Annotated in this window: 8 protein-coding genes; all 8 read left to right on the top strand. The window is 36.8% G+C overall.

Features of this window, described 5'->3' with window-relative positions:
- The first annotated feature begins 3 nt into the window (after positions 1-3).
- Positions 4-1,089, top strand: coding sequence for an LptF/LptG family permease (locus H602_RS0110695; RefSeq protein WP_026977987.1), 1,086 nt, complete (start codon positions 4-6; stop codon positions 1,087-1,089).
- Positions 1,076-1,966, top strand: coding sequence for a DMT family transporter (locus H602_RS0110700; protein ID WP_026977988.1), 891 nt, complete (start codon positions 1,076-1,078; stop codon positions 1,964-1,966). Before H602_RS0110695 ends, H602_RS0110700 begins: the two co-directional genes overlap by 14 nt.
- Positions 1,967-2,431: 465 nt before the next feature.
- Positions 2,432-3,385 carry an acetyl-CoA carboxylase carboxyltransferase subunit alpha gene (locus tag H602_RS0110710; protein ID WP_026977989.1) on the top strand — a complete coding sequence of 318 codons (954 nt, stop codon included), beginning with the start codon at positions 2,432-2,434 and terminating at the stop codon, positions 3,383-3,385.
- Between the two features lie 150 nt (positions 3,386-3,535).
- Positions 3,536-5,080 (top strand): replicative DNA helicase, encoded by a 1,545-nt coding sequence (dnaB, locus tag H602_RS0110715; protein ID WP_026977990.1) that lies wholly within the window; start codon positions 3,536-3,538, stop codon positions 5,078-5,080.
- A gap of 81 nt (positions 5,081-5,161) precedes the next feature.
- On the top strand, positions 5,162-6,424 hold the full coding sequence (locus tag H602_RS0110720; protein ID WP_026977991.1) for a hypothetical protein: 1,263 nt from the start codon (positions 5,162-5,164) through the stop codon (positions 6,422-6,424).
- A 1-nt stretch (position 6,425) separates the two neighbouring features.
- On the top strand, positions 6,426-8,114 hold the full coding sequence (locus tag H602_RS0110725) for a sensor histidine kinase (RefSeq protein ID WP_169516033.1): 1,689 nt from the start codon (positions 6,426-6,428) through the stop codon (positions 8,112-8,114).
- An 11-nt stretch (positions 8,115-8,125) separates the two neighbouring features.
- On the top strand, positions 8,126-8,785 hold the full coding sequence (locus tag H602_RS0110730; RefSeq protein ID WP_035759439.1) for a LytR/AlgR family response regulator transcription factor: 660 nt from the start codon (positions 8,126-8,128) through the stop codon (positions 8,783-8,785).
- A 96-nt stretch (positions 8,786-8,881) separates the two neighbouring features.
- Positions 8,882-18,730, top strand: coding sequence for an RCC1 domain-containing protein (locus H602_RS0110735; protein ID WP_026977994.1), 9,849 nt, complete (start codon positions 8,882-8,884; stop codon positions 18,728-18,730).
- Positions 18,731-19,257: the final 527 nt, after the last annotated feature.

Genomic DNA, 19,257 nt, shown 5'->3' on the forward strand with positions numbered 1-19,257 from the left:
TAGATGCAAATTATAGACAAATATATTTTAAAGCGCTACTTGGCCACTTTTAGTGTCATGCTTTTACTTTTTATTCCAATTGGAATTGTAATTGACGTGTCTGAAAAAGTGAACCGAATGTTGCAAAACAAAGTGCCTTTTAGTCAAATTGCGCTTTACTACTTTGACTTTACCATCTATTTTGCCAATTTGTTGTTTCCTATATTTCTGTTTTTATCGGTAATTTGGTTTACATCCAAACTCGCCAATAATACGGAAATCATTGCTATTTTGAGTTCAGGTATTTCGTTCTCAAGATTTTTAAGACCTTATTTAATTGGGGCTTCGGTTATTTCCTTTTTCTCGCTAATTATGGGTTTTTACCTTGTTCCTTCTGCAAGTGAAGGTTTCAATAATTTCCGTTACATGTACCTCAAAGGAAACGGTAGAAATGAAATGCGTCAAAATGCAGATGTTTTTAGACAATTAGATGCTACCACCTACATTTATGTAGGTAGTTTTAACCAAGACAATGAAACGGCTTTTCAATTTTCTTTGGAAAAATTCAACAAAGACAATACCCTTAATTTTAAAATTGCTAGTACTAGAATCAAGTGGATTGAGAAAGACAGCTCCTATACCATGTTTGGTTATACCAAAAGAACTGTTGGCCTTTTGGATGATAAAATTGAAGTTTTACAGAAAAAGGACACCGTTTTTAACTTTGATTTAGAAGATTTGACGCCTACTGTTTACGTGGCAGAAACCCTGTCTTTGGGCGAACTGACTAAATTTATAGAAAAAGAGCGCTTGCGTGGTTCATCCAACATTAATACGTATTTGGTGGTTTTGTATAAAAAATTTAGTATTCCTATATCGGCTTTTATTTTAACCATTATTGCCGTTGCCGTTTCGTCCATGAAACGTCGTGGTGGAATGGGAATGAACCTTGCCATTGGGATAGGACTTGCTTTTACCTTCATCTTTTTCGATAAGATTTTCGGAGTTCTAGCCGAAAAATCTAGTATTCCACCACTTTTAGCCGTTTGGATTCCAAACATTAGCTTTGGTATTTTAGCCATTTACTTACTCAACAATGCAAGAAAATAATTATTTAAAAAGCTACTTAAACCTCCATTTCATCGTTTTCATCTGGGGTTTTACAGCGGTTTTAGGTGCGTTAATTAAAATTGGCGATGCTTCACTTGTTTGGTACAGAATGGGCTTTGCCGGAATTTTTCTATTGGCTTACTTATTCTATAAAAAACAATCCATCCGCCTTCCTTTAAAGTCGGTAGTAAAACTGGTTTTAGTTGGGTTTTTAATTGCCATTCACTGGATATATTTTTTTAAAGCTATAAAAGTGTCTAATGTAGCCATCACATTGGCCATGTTTTCCATGGGATCTTTTTTTGCTTCCATTTTAGAACCTTTAATCTATAAGCGAAAAGTATTGTGGTATGAAGTACTTTTCGGACTCATAATTGTTGCCGGATTGTTCATCATCATGCAAGTCGAAATCAAGTATTTAGAAGGAATTTTATATGCTTTATTTTCAGTATTTGTCGGAGTATTGTTCACGCTTTTTAATGGAAAATTGATACACCAGCACGATTCAACAGTAATAACTGTATATGAGTTTTTTGCCGGATTTTTATTCGTTTCGGTTTATTTACTAATTGACGATAAGTTTGACGCCGCATTCTTTGATCTTCCCGGAACACAATGGTTGCTGATTTTAGTATTAGCGTCCATTTGTACCGCATATGCATTTACGGCTTCTGTGCAAGTTATGAAACGATTGTCGCCTTACACGGTCATGTTAACGACCAACTTAGAACCCGTTTACGGTATTTTATTAGCGTATTTCATCATTGGCGAAGACGAGAAAATGAGCATGCCGTTTTACATCGGTTCCGTAATCATCTTGGCAACCGTAATCCTCAACGGTGTTATTAAAAACAAGATTAAAGGAAAATTACCTTAAAGTAAGAATCTATTTATAGTATTTTGGGCGTTACTCTCGTACTTCTCGGCAAAAAGAGCCGAGAAGTACGAGAGTCCGGGCTGTCCACTCCCGCTTTTATTGCTTTCTGCAAAGCAATAAAGAGCTCCGCTTCCATCCCTAACGCAAAGAACGGAGACATCATAAATTTTTCTGTCATTACCTTTTTTGATGACGTACTTCTATATAAAATTACTGTTTAATAGGGCTCTTAAATACTATTTGTTACTGGTTATAATGGTATACTATTTGGTTTTAAAAAGTGCTTTTAGCTAACATTAAAAACGTTGTTCTGTATTTAAAAGGTAGCTAGTAGATTAAATAGGTGCAATTCATGACCACCATGGAGCAGGATCTTCCAATTTAATTTTCTAAAAAAAATCTTTCGTTCCTCATTTTATGTTTTATCTTTGTCGTTCTAACAAAACTAAAAAACGCACAAATCCTATGGAATATTTAGATTTTGAGCTTCCTATAAAAGAACTTGAGGATCAATTGGACAAATGTCAAATAATTGGCCAGGAATCCAACGTAGATGTTACCAACACCTGCAAACAAATTGAGAAAAAATTAGAAGAAACCAAGAAGAAAATTTATAAGAATTTGACCGCTTGGCAACGTGTTCAGCTATCTAGACATCCGAATCGTCCTTATACTATGGATCATATTCGTGCTTTGTGTGGCGATACTTTTTTAGAACTTTTTGGAGACAGAGGTTTTAAAGACGACAAAGCAATGGTAGGTGGTTTAGGTAAAATTGGAGGTCAATCGTTTATGATTGTTGGACAACAAAAAGGTTACAATACTAAAACACGCCAGTTTCGTAACTTCGGAATGGCAAATCCAGAAGGATACCGCAAAGCCTTGCGATTGATGAAAATGGCAGAGAAATTCAACATTCCTGTTTTAACTTTAATCGATACTCCGGGAGCTTATCCAGGTTTAGAAGCAGAAGAAAGAGGTCAAGGTGAAGCTATCGCAAGAAACATTTTTGAAATGATGCGACTTAAAACACCTATCGTTACAGTAATTGTTGGTGAAGGTGCTTCAGGTGGTGCATTAGGAATTGGTGTTGGAGACCGCGTTTTAATGATGGAAAATACATGGTATTCAGTAATCTCTCCAGAATCTTGTTCTTCTATTCTTTGGAAGAGTTGGGAATATAAAGAAAAAGCAGCAGAAGCATTAAAATTGACTTCTACTGATATGAAAAAACAAAAATTAGTAGACGAAATTATTCCAGAACCTTTAGGTGGTGCTCATTACGACAGAGAAACGGCATTTAAAAGTGTACAGAAATATGTATTGGAAGCGTTCACTGAATTGAAAGATTTATCAACAGCCGATTTAATCGAGCAAAGAATGGATAAATACAGCAAGATGGGCGAATTTAAGGAGTAAATTCTTACAAGTATATCTTAATCCGTCTCGTTCAGTAACCCACTACGAGACGGATTTTTTTTGGCTTATTAACAATTATTCGCTAGTTATCAACAAATTGGAATGACAACTCATTCCGTTTAATTTTTTATTTTTAGTTACATTCGCAGTATGGAAAATGTCAGAAATATGAGCTCGGTAAAAGTAGATAAAACTACGATTATCAATTTAGAAAAAGGAAAACTCCCGCCACAAGCACTAGATTTAGAGGAAGCGGTTTTGGGAGCCATGATGATTGACAAGAAAGGGGTAGATGAAGTAATTGATATTTTACAAGCAGACGCTTTTTATAAAGACGCTCACAAGCACATTTTTGAAGCTATTGTGCAGTTATTCACAGATACACAACCTATTGACTTATTAACCGTTTCCGCACAGTTAAGAAAGAATGCAAAGTTAGAATTAGCAGGTGGCGATTTTTATCTTATTCAACTGACGCAAAAAATATCCTCTTCGGCACATATTGAGTTCCATTCACGCATAATTTTGCAGAAATTTATCCAAAGGAGTTTGATCAAAATCTCTTCAGAAATTATTGAAGAATCGTATGACGAAAGTACCGATGTTTTTGATTTATTGGACAAAGCCGAATCTAAATTATATGAAGTAACCCAAGGAAACATCAAACGTAGCTCTGAAACAGCTCAAAGTTTGGTTTTTCAAGCCAAAAAAAGAATCGAGGAAATTGCCGGAAAAGAAGGGTTGAGTGGTGTGGCAACTGGTTTTGAAATGTTAGATAAAGTAACATCAGGATGGCAACCGAGTGATTTAATTATTATTGCGGCACGTCCTGGTATGGGAAAAACGGCGTTTGTACTTTCAATGGCTCGAAATATAGCAATTGATTTCGGACATCCCGTGGCACTATTTTCTTTGGAGATGTCATCAGTTCAGTTGATTACGCGTTTGATTTCATCTGAAACAGGTTTGTCTTCGGAAAAATTAAGAACAGGAAAATTAGAAAAGCACGAGTGGGAACAGTTGAGTATCAAAGTAAAAAACCTTGAAAAAGCGCCATTATATATTGATGATACGCCATCACTTTCGATTTTTGATTTACGTGCAAAGTCGAGACGTTTGGCTTCGCAATACGGAATTAAATTAATTGTAGTAGATTATTTACAATTGATGACTGCAGGTGGAAACGGAAAAGGAGGGGGAAACAGAGAGCAAGAGATTTCGACGATTTCGAGAAATTTAAAAGCGTTGGCTAAAGAATTAGCCGTACCTGTAATTGCACTTTCGCAGTTATCGCGTGCCGTGGAAACACGTGGATCGAGTAAAAGGCCTTTGCTTTCCGATCTTCGGGAATCGGGAGCGATTGAGCAAGATGCCGATATTGTATCATTTATTTACCGACCTGAATATTACAAAATTGACGAGTGGGACGATGACGAACATTCGCCAACAGACGGTCAGGCCGAATTTATCATTGCCAAACACCGTAACGGTAGTTTAGAAAACATCCGATTGAAATTTATTGGAAATTTAGGTAAGTTTGACAATCTTGAAAGTTATGGCGAAGGTTATGACGATTTGCCATCTAAAATGAATTTGGATGATCAAAACCCATTTGTTACACCAAGAAGCACGGCAACGCCAAATGAAGCTTTTGGCAGTAGTTCCAATAATTATGAAGACGATGTGCCTTTTTAAATCCATATAAATCCGCTTTAAGCGGATTTTTTTATGACTTATTTCAGGTTAATTCTGCTATCTTTGAAATAAAAATTTAAAATGCCTTTTAAAACTTCATTGTATCTTCTTTTTTTTCTGTTTACAATTTCTGCCAAGGCGGGTTTTATTTTAATTCCAATGGACGAAACTACGCAGCAAAACCACTTGAAAGCCTATGGTATTACCTATTGGGCTTTAGATAAACAATACAAAGTGAGTTGGCTACTCAACTACCGCGGCGGTTCTTTTTTACTTCCGGACGCTGCAGAAATCCGTAAGGAATGTCAGATTCGAGGCGTGAGTTTTGAACCTATTTCGGACGCAGCAACCAATTCAATTTTAGACGAAATAGCAAGTCCATCTCAAAATATGGAAGCTGTGGTTCTTGAACGCACGCCCAAAGTGGCTGTTTATACACCAAAGGGAAAGCAACCGTGGGACGATGCAGTAACGCTGGTTTTGACGTATGCAGAAATCCCGTTTACTCCAATTTACGATGAGGAGGTTCTGGACGATAAGCTGATTCTGTATGATTGGTTGCACTTGCACCACGAAGATTTTACGGGACAATACGGAAAATTTTTTGGTACCTATAAAAATATGCCTTGGTACATTGAACAGAAAAAGGCTGCTGAAGAACTGGCTGCCAAATTGGGTTATAGCAAAGTATCTGAATCTAAATTGGCTGTAGCCAAAAAAGTACGTGACTTTGTTATCGGTGGCGGATTTATGTTTGCCATGTGCTCTGCAACCGACAGCTTTGACATTGCTTTGGCAGCGGACGGAGTCGATATCTGCGAACCTATGTTTGACGGAGATCCAAGTGAAGGCAATTACCAATCTAAAATTGATTACCGCAGAAGTTTTGCATTTAAAGACTATATTTTAGAAAGAAACCCTAATACATATGAGTTTTCCGACATAGACATGACCACAAAACGAAAGATTCCAATGGAAAAAGATTATTTCACGCTAATGGATTTTTCGGCAAAATGGGATTTTGTACCGAGTATGCTGTGCCAAAATCATACGCAATTAGTTAAAGGGTTTATGGGACAAACCACTTCTTTTGATTCTAATTTAGTAAAATCTAATGTGTTGATTATGGGCGAAAGTCAGTACAATGGCGAAGCACGATACATTCACGGTCAAGTAGGTAAAGGATTTTTTACCTATTTCGGAGGACACGATCCAGAAGATTATCAGCATCGAGTAGGAGATGAACCGACCGTTTTAGACTTACATCCCAATTCACCAGGTTACCGTTTAATTTTGAATAATGTGCTATTTCCAGCAGCAAAAAAGAAAAAACAGAAGACGTAATATGAGGAAACTTTTATTGGTAATTCTATTTTGTCAACTTGCGCATGGACAAGTAGATTCTATTGTAGTCGTGGGTCAACGTCTAATATATGAAAATAACGATGCGAAGGCTATTGCTTACTTTAATAAGCATCTAAAAAAACCTGAAAATACTGTTCAGAAAGTTCATTTACTTTTAGGTTTGGCAGAAATTTATAAATTAAATTTGGACTATAACACAGCCAATGCGTACTACATCCAAATTTCTGAAATTTTAAAAAACACTGAAAATTCTCAATTAAAGTTTCTTTATTATGTAAAAATGGCCGAATTTTATAGAAAACGTGGTTTTTACACGCAAGCGATTGAAAAGTTAGATAAGGCCAATATGCTGCGTAAAATTCAAGTAATTGACGATCAGAATCTGGCTAATTTTTACAGCAGAAAAGCGGCAATATTTACGGAGTATTATAGTATCGCCGACTCTACACTTTTCTATGCAGAGAAAGCTTTGACTTATGCTACGAAATCAAAGGATTTAAATACAGTTTTCTATTCAAAAATGGAAATTGCTTGTGTATATGAGCGGCAAAATCAATTTAAAAGAACTATTACAGAATTTGAAGGCCTAATTTCCTATGCAAAAATGAATAATTTGGTGCAGAATGAGGCAGACGTTTACATCAACTATATTAACGTTTTAATTAAGGACAAACAAATCCAAAATGCTCTTGAAGAAGCTATTGTTGCACTTGAATTTGCAAGAAAACAGCAGTTGCTTTACAATGAGAATATGCTTACAATCAAGATATATGAAATTTACAAGTCATTAGAAAATTATGAAGAGGCAAACAAATATTTAGAACTCAGGCTGGAATTAGCAGAGCGGTATGAAAAACTTGAGCATAATAAGTTTTTATTTGAACTTGAAGAAAAGTACAGATTGGCAGAGAAGGAAAGTCAACTTAAAATCAATGCACTTGAACTATTGAATAAGGACAAGCTTTTGTCATCCAATCAAATGCGATTTTATATTACGTTTTTATTTTTCATAATTGCTGTTTTGATCACGATCTTGATTGCTTATTTTTTAAAGAGAACAAATCGGACCAATAAAAAGTTACAATTCTTATCGCAGCAAAATGAATTTTTATTGAGTGAAGCCAATCACCGGATCAACAATAACTTGCAACTCATCATTATTTTAATTACTGGTCAGCTTTCTAAATTGCCTGAAAACGAAACGGTAGCGATAAAGAGCATTCTTGACAAGATCAATTCCATTGCTGTATTGCATCGACACTTGTATCAATCGGATGATAAAAGTAAAGTAAATAGTTATAAATATCTCAGTGATATTTGCAGCAGTTTTACTGATTTGTTTGCAGAGAATAACCTAGAATGCCAGTTTGAAGTTGACGAATTTGAACTGCAGGCAGATGTAGCCATGTACATTGGGTTATTATTTACAGAACTTTGCGTAAATTCAATGAAACATGCATTTCATAATCAAGAGTTGAAAAATATTCAATTTGAGCTAGCTTGTGATGGGGAAGTATTCCATTTCAATTATTCCGATAATGGTTCGACTGATAAAAGTAATATGGAGCCACCTAAGTTGATGAATCAGCTGTGCCGTCAATTGAAAGTAACATACCACTTGAATGTGGAAAACGGGTTTTCAATTTCGTTTGAGAAAGAGTTAAATTAAAAGAAATAAGTATGTCTTTAAGTGCCAAAATATTAATTGTTGAAGATGAGATTTTAATTGCAGATTATATTAAAGAACTGCTGCAGTCAGCCCATTTTACGTCAATAGAAATGGCGCACGATGCGGAAACTGCCTTACAGCAAATTGAAAATTTTGTGCCAGACATCATCTTAATGGATATTAATTTAAAGGGGAAAAATACCGGTATCGATTTGGCAAAAAAGAAAAATAAGGATGCAGCTTTGATATTTTTAACAGGACAAAATGACCCTTCTTTGATGCAAAAAGCTTTGGAATCCAGTCCTGAAGCCTATCTAACTAAACCAGTAAAAAAGAGCGACCTGATCGCAGCCATTCAATTGCAGATTTTTAAACACCAGTTAAATTACGTAACCATAAAAGTGGGTTATGATACGGTAAAAATAAACTTAGAAGAGGTGTTATTTATAAAAAGTGACAGCAATTACCTTGATATTCAGCTGTTAGATAAGAAATATACCATTAGGCAATCCTTGAATACGTTTTTTGGCGAAATTAAATCCAAGGACTTTATACGCATTCATCGCTCTTTTATAGTGAATCAAACAAAAATCACTTCGAAAACGAGTTCATCGGTTTTTATCAGAAACTTTGAAATTCCGTGCTCTAGAAATGTTAATATTACCCTATAAATTACCATTCATATACAAAGTTCTGCCATTCGCACCATTTTTTATATTTTCCACTACTTTCGAAATACTTTTGTAGGGTATATAAAAAATATTGACATGAAAATAAAAAACTACTTATTTTTATTAGTAACCCTTTTTTCAACAGTTACTTCTTTTTCTCAAATGGTGGATCAGGATCATCTTGTTGGTTGGAGTAGTCTTGATGATGCAGTTACTTTTGGTCAATCTTTTACACCGGGACTTTCAGGAAGACTTTCGCAATTTGATTTTGGGTATTATAATGCGGGTGCATATAATTACCACTGTGAATTAAAAATTTACAGTGGTACAGGAACTTCAGGAACACTTTTAAAAACCCAACCATTTCTAATATCACAAAATGTTCCCACTGGTAATGTTGGAATTACGATCAACAACGGTCCTGTTGTCGTTGCGGGTGCTACTTATTCTGCTGTAATAACAGTAATAAGTGGTGGTCCACCAAACGGAAAAATGAGGTACACATTCAAAGAAAATATCCCTCACTATATGACTGGTATTGTTCCAGATTCCTATCTTGGTGGTGAACTTTTATTTAATACGAGTTCGTTGACTAAAGATTTGATATTTAGAACGTATGTAACTCCAACTTCAGCCACGCATTTGAATTTTGATGGGGTTAACGATTACGTTACATTGTCAAATGAATCTAGTTTTGATTTTACCAATCAAATGACGGTAGAGTTTTGGATGAATTCCAATACAACACCTGCACAATGGGATGCCTTAGTTACAAAAGGTGATGACAGTTGGCGAATTGCATTAACAGGTGATGGTAAAATTAACTTTGCGGTTGGTGGTACTTCTTTTGGCTCTGTAACTTCCAATGCGTCAGTAATAGACGGAAATTGGCATCATGTGGCATTTACCTTCAATGGCTCTACTGCAATTATTTATATTGATGGAGTTCAGGATTCGAGTGCTTCAGGTACAGGTAGTATCAATAATTCTGCTTACAATGTTGCTTTAGGAGAAAATTTGCAAGCTACGGGAAGAAACTATACAGGTAGCATGGATGAGGTTCGTATTTGGAACATTGCACGTTCGGCTTCTGAAATAAGTGCTGCAAAAAATTGCGAATTATCAGGATCCGAATCAGGTCTTGTTGCTTATTATAATTTTAATCAAGGTATGGGTTATGTGGATAACACCAGTATTACTTCTTTAATAGATGCTTCTTCTAATAGTAATAACGGGACTTTTAATGGTTTTGCCATGAATGGGTTTACGTCTAACTTTCTCACTACGGATGGAATTTATGCGCCATCACTTCCCACGTTAAGTGCTCCCGTAATTTTTAGTCAAACAAATGCTGCAAGCGTAGTAAGTGCTTCAAGCGGAAGTTTGTTGTGGTACACAACTGCAACAGGAGGAACAAGTTCAACAACGCCACCCACGCTTGACTTTTCTGGAAATGGAAGTGCTTCGTACTGGATTTCAGAAATCAATGGCAGAGGTTGTGAAACAGATCGAATAGAACTTGTTGTAGTAAATGCAGCAGCGATTCCAGCTTCTCCTACGGCTTTAGCTATACAACTTTATAAAGGTGATGGAACTCTTGCTAACTTGACTGCAACGGGAACCAATTTGGAGTGGTTTTCAACAAGTATTGGAGGAACCGCTTTAGATTTGTCGACTGTTTTAGTAGATAACACGACTTATTATGTGAGCCAATCTCCTCAAGGCGTGCGAAGTCCTAGGATTTCTGTCAAAGCAAAAAAAATAAGTGCCTCCACACAGGTGTTTTGTAGTACTACCTCAGTTGCGGATTTGATTGCTACACCTTCTACTAGTGCTACTGCTAAATGGTTTTCGAATACTACCAATAGTACTCCTCTTACAAATTCAGACGCTGTAAATACAGGAAGTCTTTACGTAGAGCAAAGTATAGCTTCAGCTACCACTTCAATAGGGACTGGATTTTTGAAACCAGAAGGTATATTTGTGGATGCTTCTGGAAGTGTATATGTAGCGGATACGAATAATTTTGCGGTTAAAAAAATGGATTCGAATGGAATTGAAACCCTAGTTATAGGCGATATTCGACCACTAGATGTTACTGTAGATGTATTAGGTAATATTTATGTGTTTGATTCTACGTTGAAAGCCATTGTAAAAATGGATAGTCAAGGAAATAATAGAAAATTAATCTATGAATTTGGAGGCGCTCCAATAGAGTCTAATCCATCTTATCCTCGTGTTTTTTCGGATCAATTGGGCAATATTTATTTTTATTATTATTATAACATAAAAAAAATGGATAGTAACGGAGGTAATGTCCAACAAATTCTTTCTACTATTAATGGTATAAGAGCAATGGCTTTAGATCATTTGGGAAATATTTATGTGGTGAGTGGAGATGAATTGCAAAAGGTAAATTTGGCTACCGGTAATGTTTCGGTTTTAGCATCTAATTTTTATGGAGTTAGAAATCTAAGGATTGATCGATTAGGTACTATATATTATACTCACAATGGTAATTTAAAGAGCATAAATAATGACGGAAGTAGTATGCAAGTTGTAGCTACTAATATTGCTGGTAATCCAACTGGACTTTCGATAGATGCATCTGGAAGTATTTATGTGACTACCTATAATACTACTGCAAGTGAAGTAAAAAAGTATAATCCAAATTTCACATCTAATCGCGTAGCAATTGCAATGAGTATAGAATCTGTAGCTGTGCCTACTTTTACCGCTCCTGTATATATTCAAGGAGCTACGGCAACGGCTTTAACTGCAACTTCTACCGGAACAGGCTTGTTGTGGTACACGGTTGCAACTGGCGGAACGGGTAGTACAACAGCACCAACGCCAAGTACAGATACAGTTGGTGTAACTTCTTATTGGGTTTCAAGTACAAGTGTTGGTGGATGTGAAAGTGCACGAGCTGAAATGGTAGTAACCGTAACCTTACCTGCTACTCATTTGAGTTTTGATGGCACAAATGATTTTGTGAATATTGGCAGTGTTATTTCTGCAGGAGCGTCTTATACGAAAGAAGCGATGATAAAGCCAAATGCGATAACTGGTAACTATAATATTTTGTCTTCTGCTGGAGACGTGTTTTGGATTTCAGATAATCAAATACGAGCAGGTCATACGAGTAATTTTTCTCATGTTTTAGCACCTGCAACAGTACTTTTAAATGCTTGGAATCATGTTGCCGTAACGTACGATGCACCTACGACCACGATGAAATTGTATATCAATGGTGCTTTGGTTTCAACCAATACCAATGTGCAAGCCGCTACTGGAAATACGATGCAGATTGGGGCTTATGCTTCGGTAGTGCCTTTTAATGGGAGTATGGATGACGTCCGAATTTGGAATGTGGCACGAACACAAGCACAATTAAATGGTTATAGAGTATGCGAATTACAAGGAAATGAATTCGGTTTAATAGCCTACTATAAATTTAATCAAGGTACTGGTGGTGTTTCAAATACGGGTTTAACTTCCTTAATCAATTCGGTTTCTGGGGGTGCAAATGGTACTTTGCATAACTTTACATTAGATGGAGCTTCCTCCAACTGGTTGGCGGGTTCGCCAATTGTTTCTGGAGTAGTGATTCCTTCTGTACCAACGGTTACGAGTCCTGTAAGTTATTTTCAGAATAATACAGCCTCTGTTTTAACAGCTACTGCGGACGGAACAGGATTATTGTGGTATACAGTTGCAACAGGTGGCACAGGTAGTACAACTGCACCAAAACCAAGTACAGCAACAGTAGGTACTATTTCCTATTGGGTTTCAAGTACCAATGCAAACGGTTGTGAAAGCGAACGTGCTGAAATAATCGTTTCGGTAAACGAATTTACAACTCCAGGCTGTTGGAAACAAATTAGTTTTGGTGCTGAACACACCATTGCAATAGCAGAAAATGGTACTTTATGGGGTTGGGGAAGTAATTCTTATTTTCAGTTTGGCTTAGGAAGTGGATATGGCACCAACTCATCACTACCCGTTCAAATAGGTACCGCTAACAACTGGAAATCGATTTCAGCAAATGAAAATATGACTATGGCTATAACCACGTCGGGTACTTTGTGGACTTTCGGATATAGTTCAGGTAATGGATCGATGGGCAATGGTACGATGACAAATCCGCTTTATCCCATGCAAGTAGGTACGGCCTCAGACTGGGAATCAGTATCGGTTGGTAAAACGCATTGTTTGGGTGTTAAATCTACAGGTACTTTATGGTCTTGGGGTAGCGGTTTTAATGGTGCTTTAGGGCATGGATTAGGATTGACAAGTACACTTAATTATGTACCCACTCAAATTGGTACTGCCACAAACTGGAAAGCGGTTTCAGCTGGAGATAATCTTTCTTTGGCATTGACTACTTCAGGTACCTTATGGGTATGGGGATCTAGTAGTGACGGTCGATTAGGACTAGGTAATTCATCTAATGTAAATGAACCAGTTCAAATTGGAACTGATACCGATTGGAAAACAATTGATGCAGGATCTGATTTCGCATTAGCCGTTAAAACTTCTGGAACTTTATGGGCTTGGGGATCAAACCAGTTCGGGAAATTGGGGTTAGGACACACAAATTCGGTTAATATACCTACTCAAGTGGGTACAGCAACCGATTGGAAAGAGGTTTCGACAGGCTTATTTCATACTATGGCGATTACCAACTCGGGGACTTTATGGTCTTGGGGTTATAATAATTACGGACAGCTCGGTACAGCCAACAGTACCAACCAAAACGCTCCAGTTCAAGTGGGTAACAATACCAATTGGGATTCATTATCTACCAATGTTTTTTCTTCAGGTGCTGTAACTTCCGCTGGAACTTTATTTACCTGGGGCTATAATAGTTCAAGACAGTTGGGACTTGGTAATACTGTCAACAAAAATGTTCCAACAGGTGTCAACTGTCCCACTTGTGCTACAGAAGATGTTGCAACACCAACAATTGTTACACCAGTGATAATTGTGCAAGGTTCAATACCTATTGCATTAACTGCTGTTTCTGGCAGTACAGACTTGTTGTGGTTTACTGACGCAACTGATGGAGCAGGGTCAACAACAGCACCTCTGCCAAGTACAACCAATCCAAATATAACTTCGTATTGGGTAAGTAGTACAAATGCCAGTGGATGTAAAAGTGCAAGAGTTGAAATTCGAGTAGAAGTTACGCCTTCTGTTGAAGCAAATTGTTGGAAACAAATTAGTATGAGTAAAACACATACTTTGGCCATTGCACAAAATGGTACTTTATGGGCTTGGGGTTCTAATAGTTCAGGAAGTTTGGGTATTGGAAATTTAGTGAATAGTGTTATTCCTGTTCAGGTAGGAATTAATAATAACTGGGCGTTTATAAGTGCAGGAAATAATTTTTCCACAGCCATCACTACATCAGGAACGCTTTGGGGCTGGGGTGATAATTCAGATATGCAGCTAGGCTTAGCGGATAGTAATAATAGAAACATTCCAGTTCAAATAGGTTCAGCAACCGATTGGAATTTTATTTCAGCAGGTGGAGAATATTGTATTGCGATTAAAACTTCGGGTACTTTATGGTCTTGGGGTGAGGGAAGTTTTGTTTTAGGTCAAGGGAGTGTCTTTCAGATTAGTACACCCACTCAAATAGGTACTGCGACACATTGGAAAACAGTTTCTGCAAGTCAAGGTCATGTTATGGCTATCACAACTAGCGGTACTTTATGGGCTTGGGGGTATAATGACAATGGATTATATTTAGGTTTAGGAGAATGGATAGATAGTAAAAACATCCCTACCCAAGTAGGTACAGCTTCAAATTGGTCAATGGTTTCTACTGCTGATTCACATACTTTGGCACTTACTACTTCGGGAACTTTATGGGCTTGGGGTAGAAATGCGGATGGAGCTTTAGGAATACCGAGTATATATGAAGCAAAAGTACCTATGCAAGTGGGAACTGAAACCCATTGGCAATCCATAAGTTCAGGGAATGATTTTTCAATAGCAGTTACTACTTCCGGAACTTTATGGACTTGGGGGTATAATTATTTTGGACAATTGGGACAAGGTAATATAAAATCGAAAGTCGAGCCTACTCAAGTAGGTACAGCAACGCATTGGAAGAATATTTATACAGGCTACAGAAGTAGTGCAGCAGTTACAAATGCAGGAACCTTAAATGTTTGGGGTTATAATCAAGATGGAGTTCTCGGTTTAGGAAATACGGTGCAACGAAATGTGCCTAATGGGTTAGACTGCCCATTGGATGCAATAGCTTTACCTCCCACCGCCATTTCATTACAAATCTTTGCTGGCGATGACAAAACTTTAGCGGATTTAGAAGTAGTAGGCGATAATATCAAATTCTATGATACAGCAGCAGCTGGAACTGAGATAGTACTAACCACCTTATTAACAGATGGTGCAACTTATTACGCTTCACAAACACAAGACAATGTAGAAAGTACCGTAAGAGTGGCAATAACGATACATAAAATCAGTGAATCTGCACAAATTTTTTGTGATGCAGCGACGCTAGAATATTTAATAACTACACCAAGTGCTGGAGCTACAGTTAACTGGTTTACAACCGCAACCGGTAGTACGATATTAACAAATACAGATGCTTTGGTAACCGGTACTTATTATGTAGAGCAAAGTGCGCCATTATCCAATAGGGTGGCTGTAAATGTTGTGGTGAACCCACTAACTACGCCAACCTTCGAACCTGTTGTTGCTATTTGTGCTGGCGAAACCCTTGATGCTTTGCCTACTACTTCGGAAGAAGATGTAACGGGAACTTGGTCGCCGGAGTTGGACAATTCCGCAACAACAACCTATACTTTTACTCCAACAGAGGGCCAATGTGCAACAACTACCACTTTAGAAATTGTGGTAAATGAATTACCTGTAATTACAGCAAACGATACAGAAACTAAATGTGCATTTGAAAGCATAGTATTAACACCCCTAATAAACACTTCAAATACTAATGGTTTTGTAGATTATTATGCTGGAGAAAATTGGATTCAAAGCGCTGGTAACTCAAACGGGTCTATTACGTTTAATGATAGTGATCTTACTATGCTTAGCAGTAGCAATTTTAACTACGTACTTTCAAATTCCTCTCCTGGATTTAATTTAGCTAAATTAGCCCTTCCATACAATGCTACTCTTTCTTTTAATTGGAACTACACTACAACTGATGCAGCTAGTACCGCTTACCCCCAATTTTATTTAAATGGTGTGCTTATCAATTTTTCAGGTTATAATTTTAATGACTCAGAACAAAACGGCACCTTTAATATCTCGCTTCAAGCAGGTGACGAGTTTGGACTAAATATGTATACAGTAGATAATCGTGACCAACAAGCAGAAGTAGTAATTTCTAATTTTCAAGTAACACCAGATATACTCTACCAATGGATAGCTAGTAATGGTGGAGAAATCGAAGGAGCATCAGATGAATTGAGCCTTGAGATTGAAATGGACGGAACTTATACCTTAACCGTAATTAACGGTAATGGTTGTTCTGCATCAAAATCCATAGCCGTTACAGTAAATGAAACACCCGTTCCGCTTGCTGAAGCACAAACTTTTTGTGGCAGCACAACAGTAGCACAATTAGAAGCAGTAGGCGAAAATTTAATTTGGTATAATAATGATTTTGATGTTGTAGAAAGCACTTCAACACTTGCAAGTGGTACCTATTTCGTATCACAAACACTCAATGGTTGTAAAAGTGAGCCAAAGGAAGTACTTGTAACAATTAAGGAAATTCCAAGTGCACCTACTGTCCCGAACCAAGTTTATTGTAGTAGCACAGTAGTAGCAAACTTACAAGGTTCAGGTAATATGCTAAAATGGTATTTGGCGCCAACTGGCGGTAATGTTTTAGTTCATACCGCTAACGTTACTTCAAATACATATTATGTTTCGCAAACGGTTAACGGTTGTGAAAGTGAGAGAACAAGTGTCCAGATTTTTGTAGGTAGTGAAGTAATTGTCGAAGTTATTTCACAAACTAATGTTTCTTGTAATGGTTTTAGTAATGGCTCTGCTTCTGTTGAAGTTTCTGGAGGAACGCAACCTTATACCTATGAGTGGAGTGATGGCAGTACTTCAGCAACGTTATCAGGAGTTAGTGCAGGAACCTATACTTTACGAGTTGCCGATGCAAATGGCTGTGGATCAATTGGTTTTTCCTCTTTCAATGCGTCTGTAACTATTACGGAGCCTGCAGTGGTACAAGCTCCAACAGCACAATCGCAAATATTTATTAGTGGCGCTACCGTTGCCGATTTGATGGCCACTGGTGAAAACCTTACATGGTATGATGCTTTAGATACAATGAATTCTTTAGTAACTACTACTGTATTAACGTCTAATACTTATTATGTTTCACAAACTGTCAGCGGTTGTGAAAGCTCAAGAACGGCTGTTACTGTTACAGTTTCTAACGGATCATGCATTACGCCAACTTTAGCAAACGTGACATCTGCAGCAGCTTGTGTCGGAAGTACATTAGAAATTATTTTGTCCGGATTGATTCCAAATGCAAGCGGAACGGCAACATTCAAAGTGGGTAATGCCCAAGCTCAAACGCAGGAGGGAACTTCTGATGCCAATGGAACCTTTAGTTTCTCAGTTCCAGCACTGGCAGAATTTAATGGTCTAGTTGTAGAAATCACTAAACTTTCTAGTTACCAAGGTTGCGAAACCATTTTTACAGATAAAAAAGTAACATTGGTAATTACTCCACAACCTACTTTAACTGCAGTGACTGCAGCGCCAGTATGTGCTGGAAGTAAAACATTTATTGTTTTGTCTGGATTACTACCAAATGCAGCTGGTACTGCTTTTTATAAGATTGGTAACGGACCCATTTTAAACTTCAGCGGCACTACAACTCCACAAGGAACTTTTAGTTTCCAAACTCCTGTTCTTAATCTAGCTGCAAATGGATTGGTTGTAGAGATTACCAAAATGTCAACCGTAAGTGGCTGCGAAACTAACTTTACAAATAAAAAAGTAACATTAGTAGTTACTCCAAAACCTACTTTAACTTCAGTAACTGCAGCGCCAGTATGTGCTGGAAGTACTACAAATATTGTATTATCTGGATTATTACCAAATGCAGCAGGCACTGCTTTTTACAAATTGAATAATGGACCAATTTTAAGTGTTAGCGGAACTGCATCAGCAACAGGTACATTTAATTTTCAAACTCCAATACTTACTGTGGCATCGAATGGCGTAGTAGTTGAGATTACTAAAATCGTAAACAGTAATGGTTGCCAAACTAATTTCATTAATAAAAAAGTGACACTCATTATTAATGCCAAGCCCACGTTGTCTGCCATTACCGCTGCACCTGTTTGTCAAGGAAATGCTACAAATATTGTATTATCAGGTCTGGTTTTAAACGCAAAAAATACTGCGACCTACAAAGTGGGTAACCAACCATTGCAAACACAAGCAGGAATTTCTACTGCTACTGGGATATTTAGTTTTCAAACGCCTGTATTAAATTTATCAAATAACGGATTGGTTGTTGAGATTACTAAAATTGTTAACAGTAATGGTTGTGAAACTAATTTCACTAATAAAAAAGTTACGCTAGTTGTTGAAAAATGTATGATGGCTAGTAATCAATCTTTTGTAGAAAAGAACGACGATGCTGATTCAGGCACTAATTCGATAGAAATCAATGATAGTAGAGTAGTAAATGTAATAACGATATACCCCAATCCTACAAAAGACGTCTTTACCATTATTTCATCACTTGAAGTTAAATCGGTAGAATTATTGAACATGCAAGGGCAAAAAGTTTTATGGTCCACTCAAAATCAAATCAATGTGTCAAGCTTACCAACAGGAACGTACATGATTAGAATTACAGATAGTAAAGACCATGTAACGGTAAAAAAAGTGATTAAAGATTAATAAAATGCGTAATCTACTGTAGTTTGATTTTATATAAATTTTTTTAAATGTAATAAAAACACTTGTTAGAGCAATCTGTCAAGTGTTTTTATATTAACAGGCAGTAGACCAAGTTTTCATTCTTATTTGACAAAAGTTCAAACTACGTATTAACTAAAATTTAGAAGTTGATCATTACTTGAAAATGAAGTTATCATTTTAAATTGGAGTGTTTTACTTGGACATCAACATTGTTTATAAAATTTAAATCAAACAAACTATGATCTATTTTGCAACCGTGTAAATCTTTAAAAAGAGTTCGCATGTCAAAATTAATTATAATATAATTCTTATGAAAAAGCAACGTATTCCTCCACTTTAGATTTTAGTTTTATTTTCAGTGGCATCGCATCTGCGAACAAAGAAAATTAATAAGAAAATTTAGACGAAAGACTATGTGATTGAGGAGTAACAGTTGTAATTAAGGAACAACTTCCAGTATTTATTTTCGGTGCTGCGGCTTTACCAATATTTTTTATAAAAAAAAA

Origin of the sequence: Flavobacterium tegetincola DSM 22377, from assembly GCF_000425485.1 — a bacterium.
Classification (GTDB): Bacteria; Bacteroidota; Bacteroidia; order Flavobacteriales; family Flavobacteriaceae; genus Flavobacterium; species Flavobacterium tegetincola.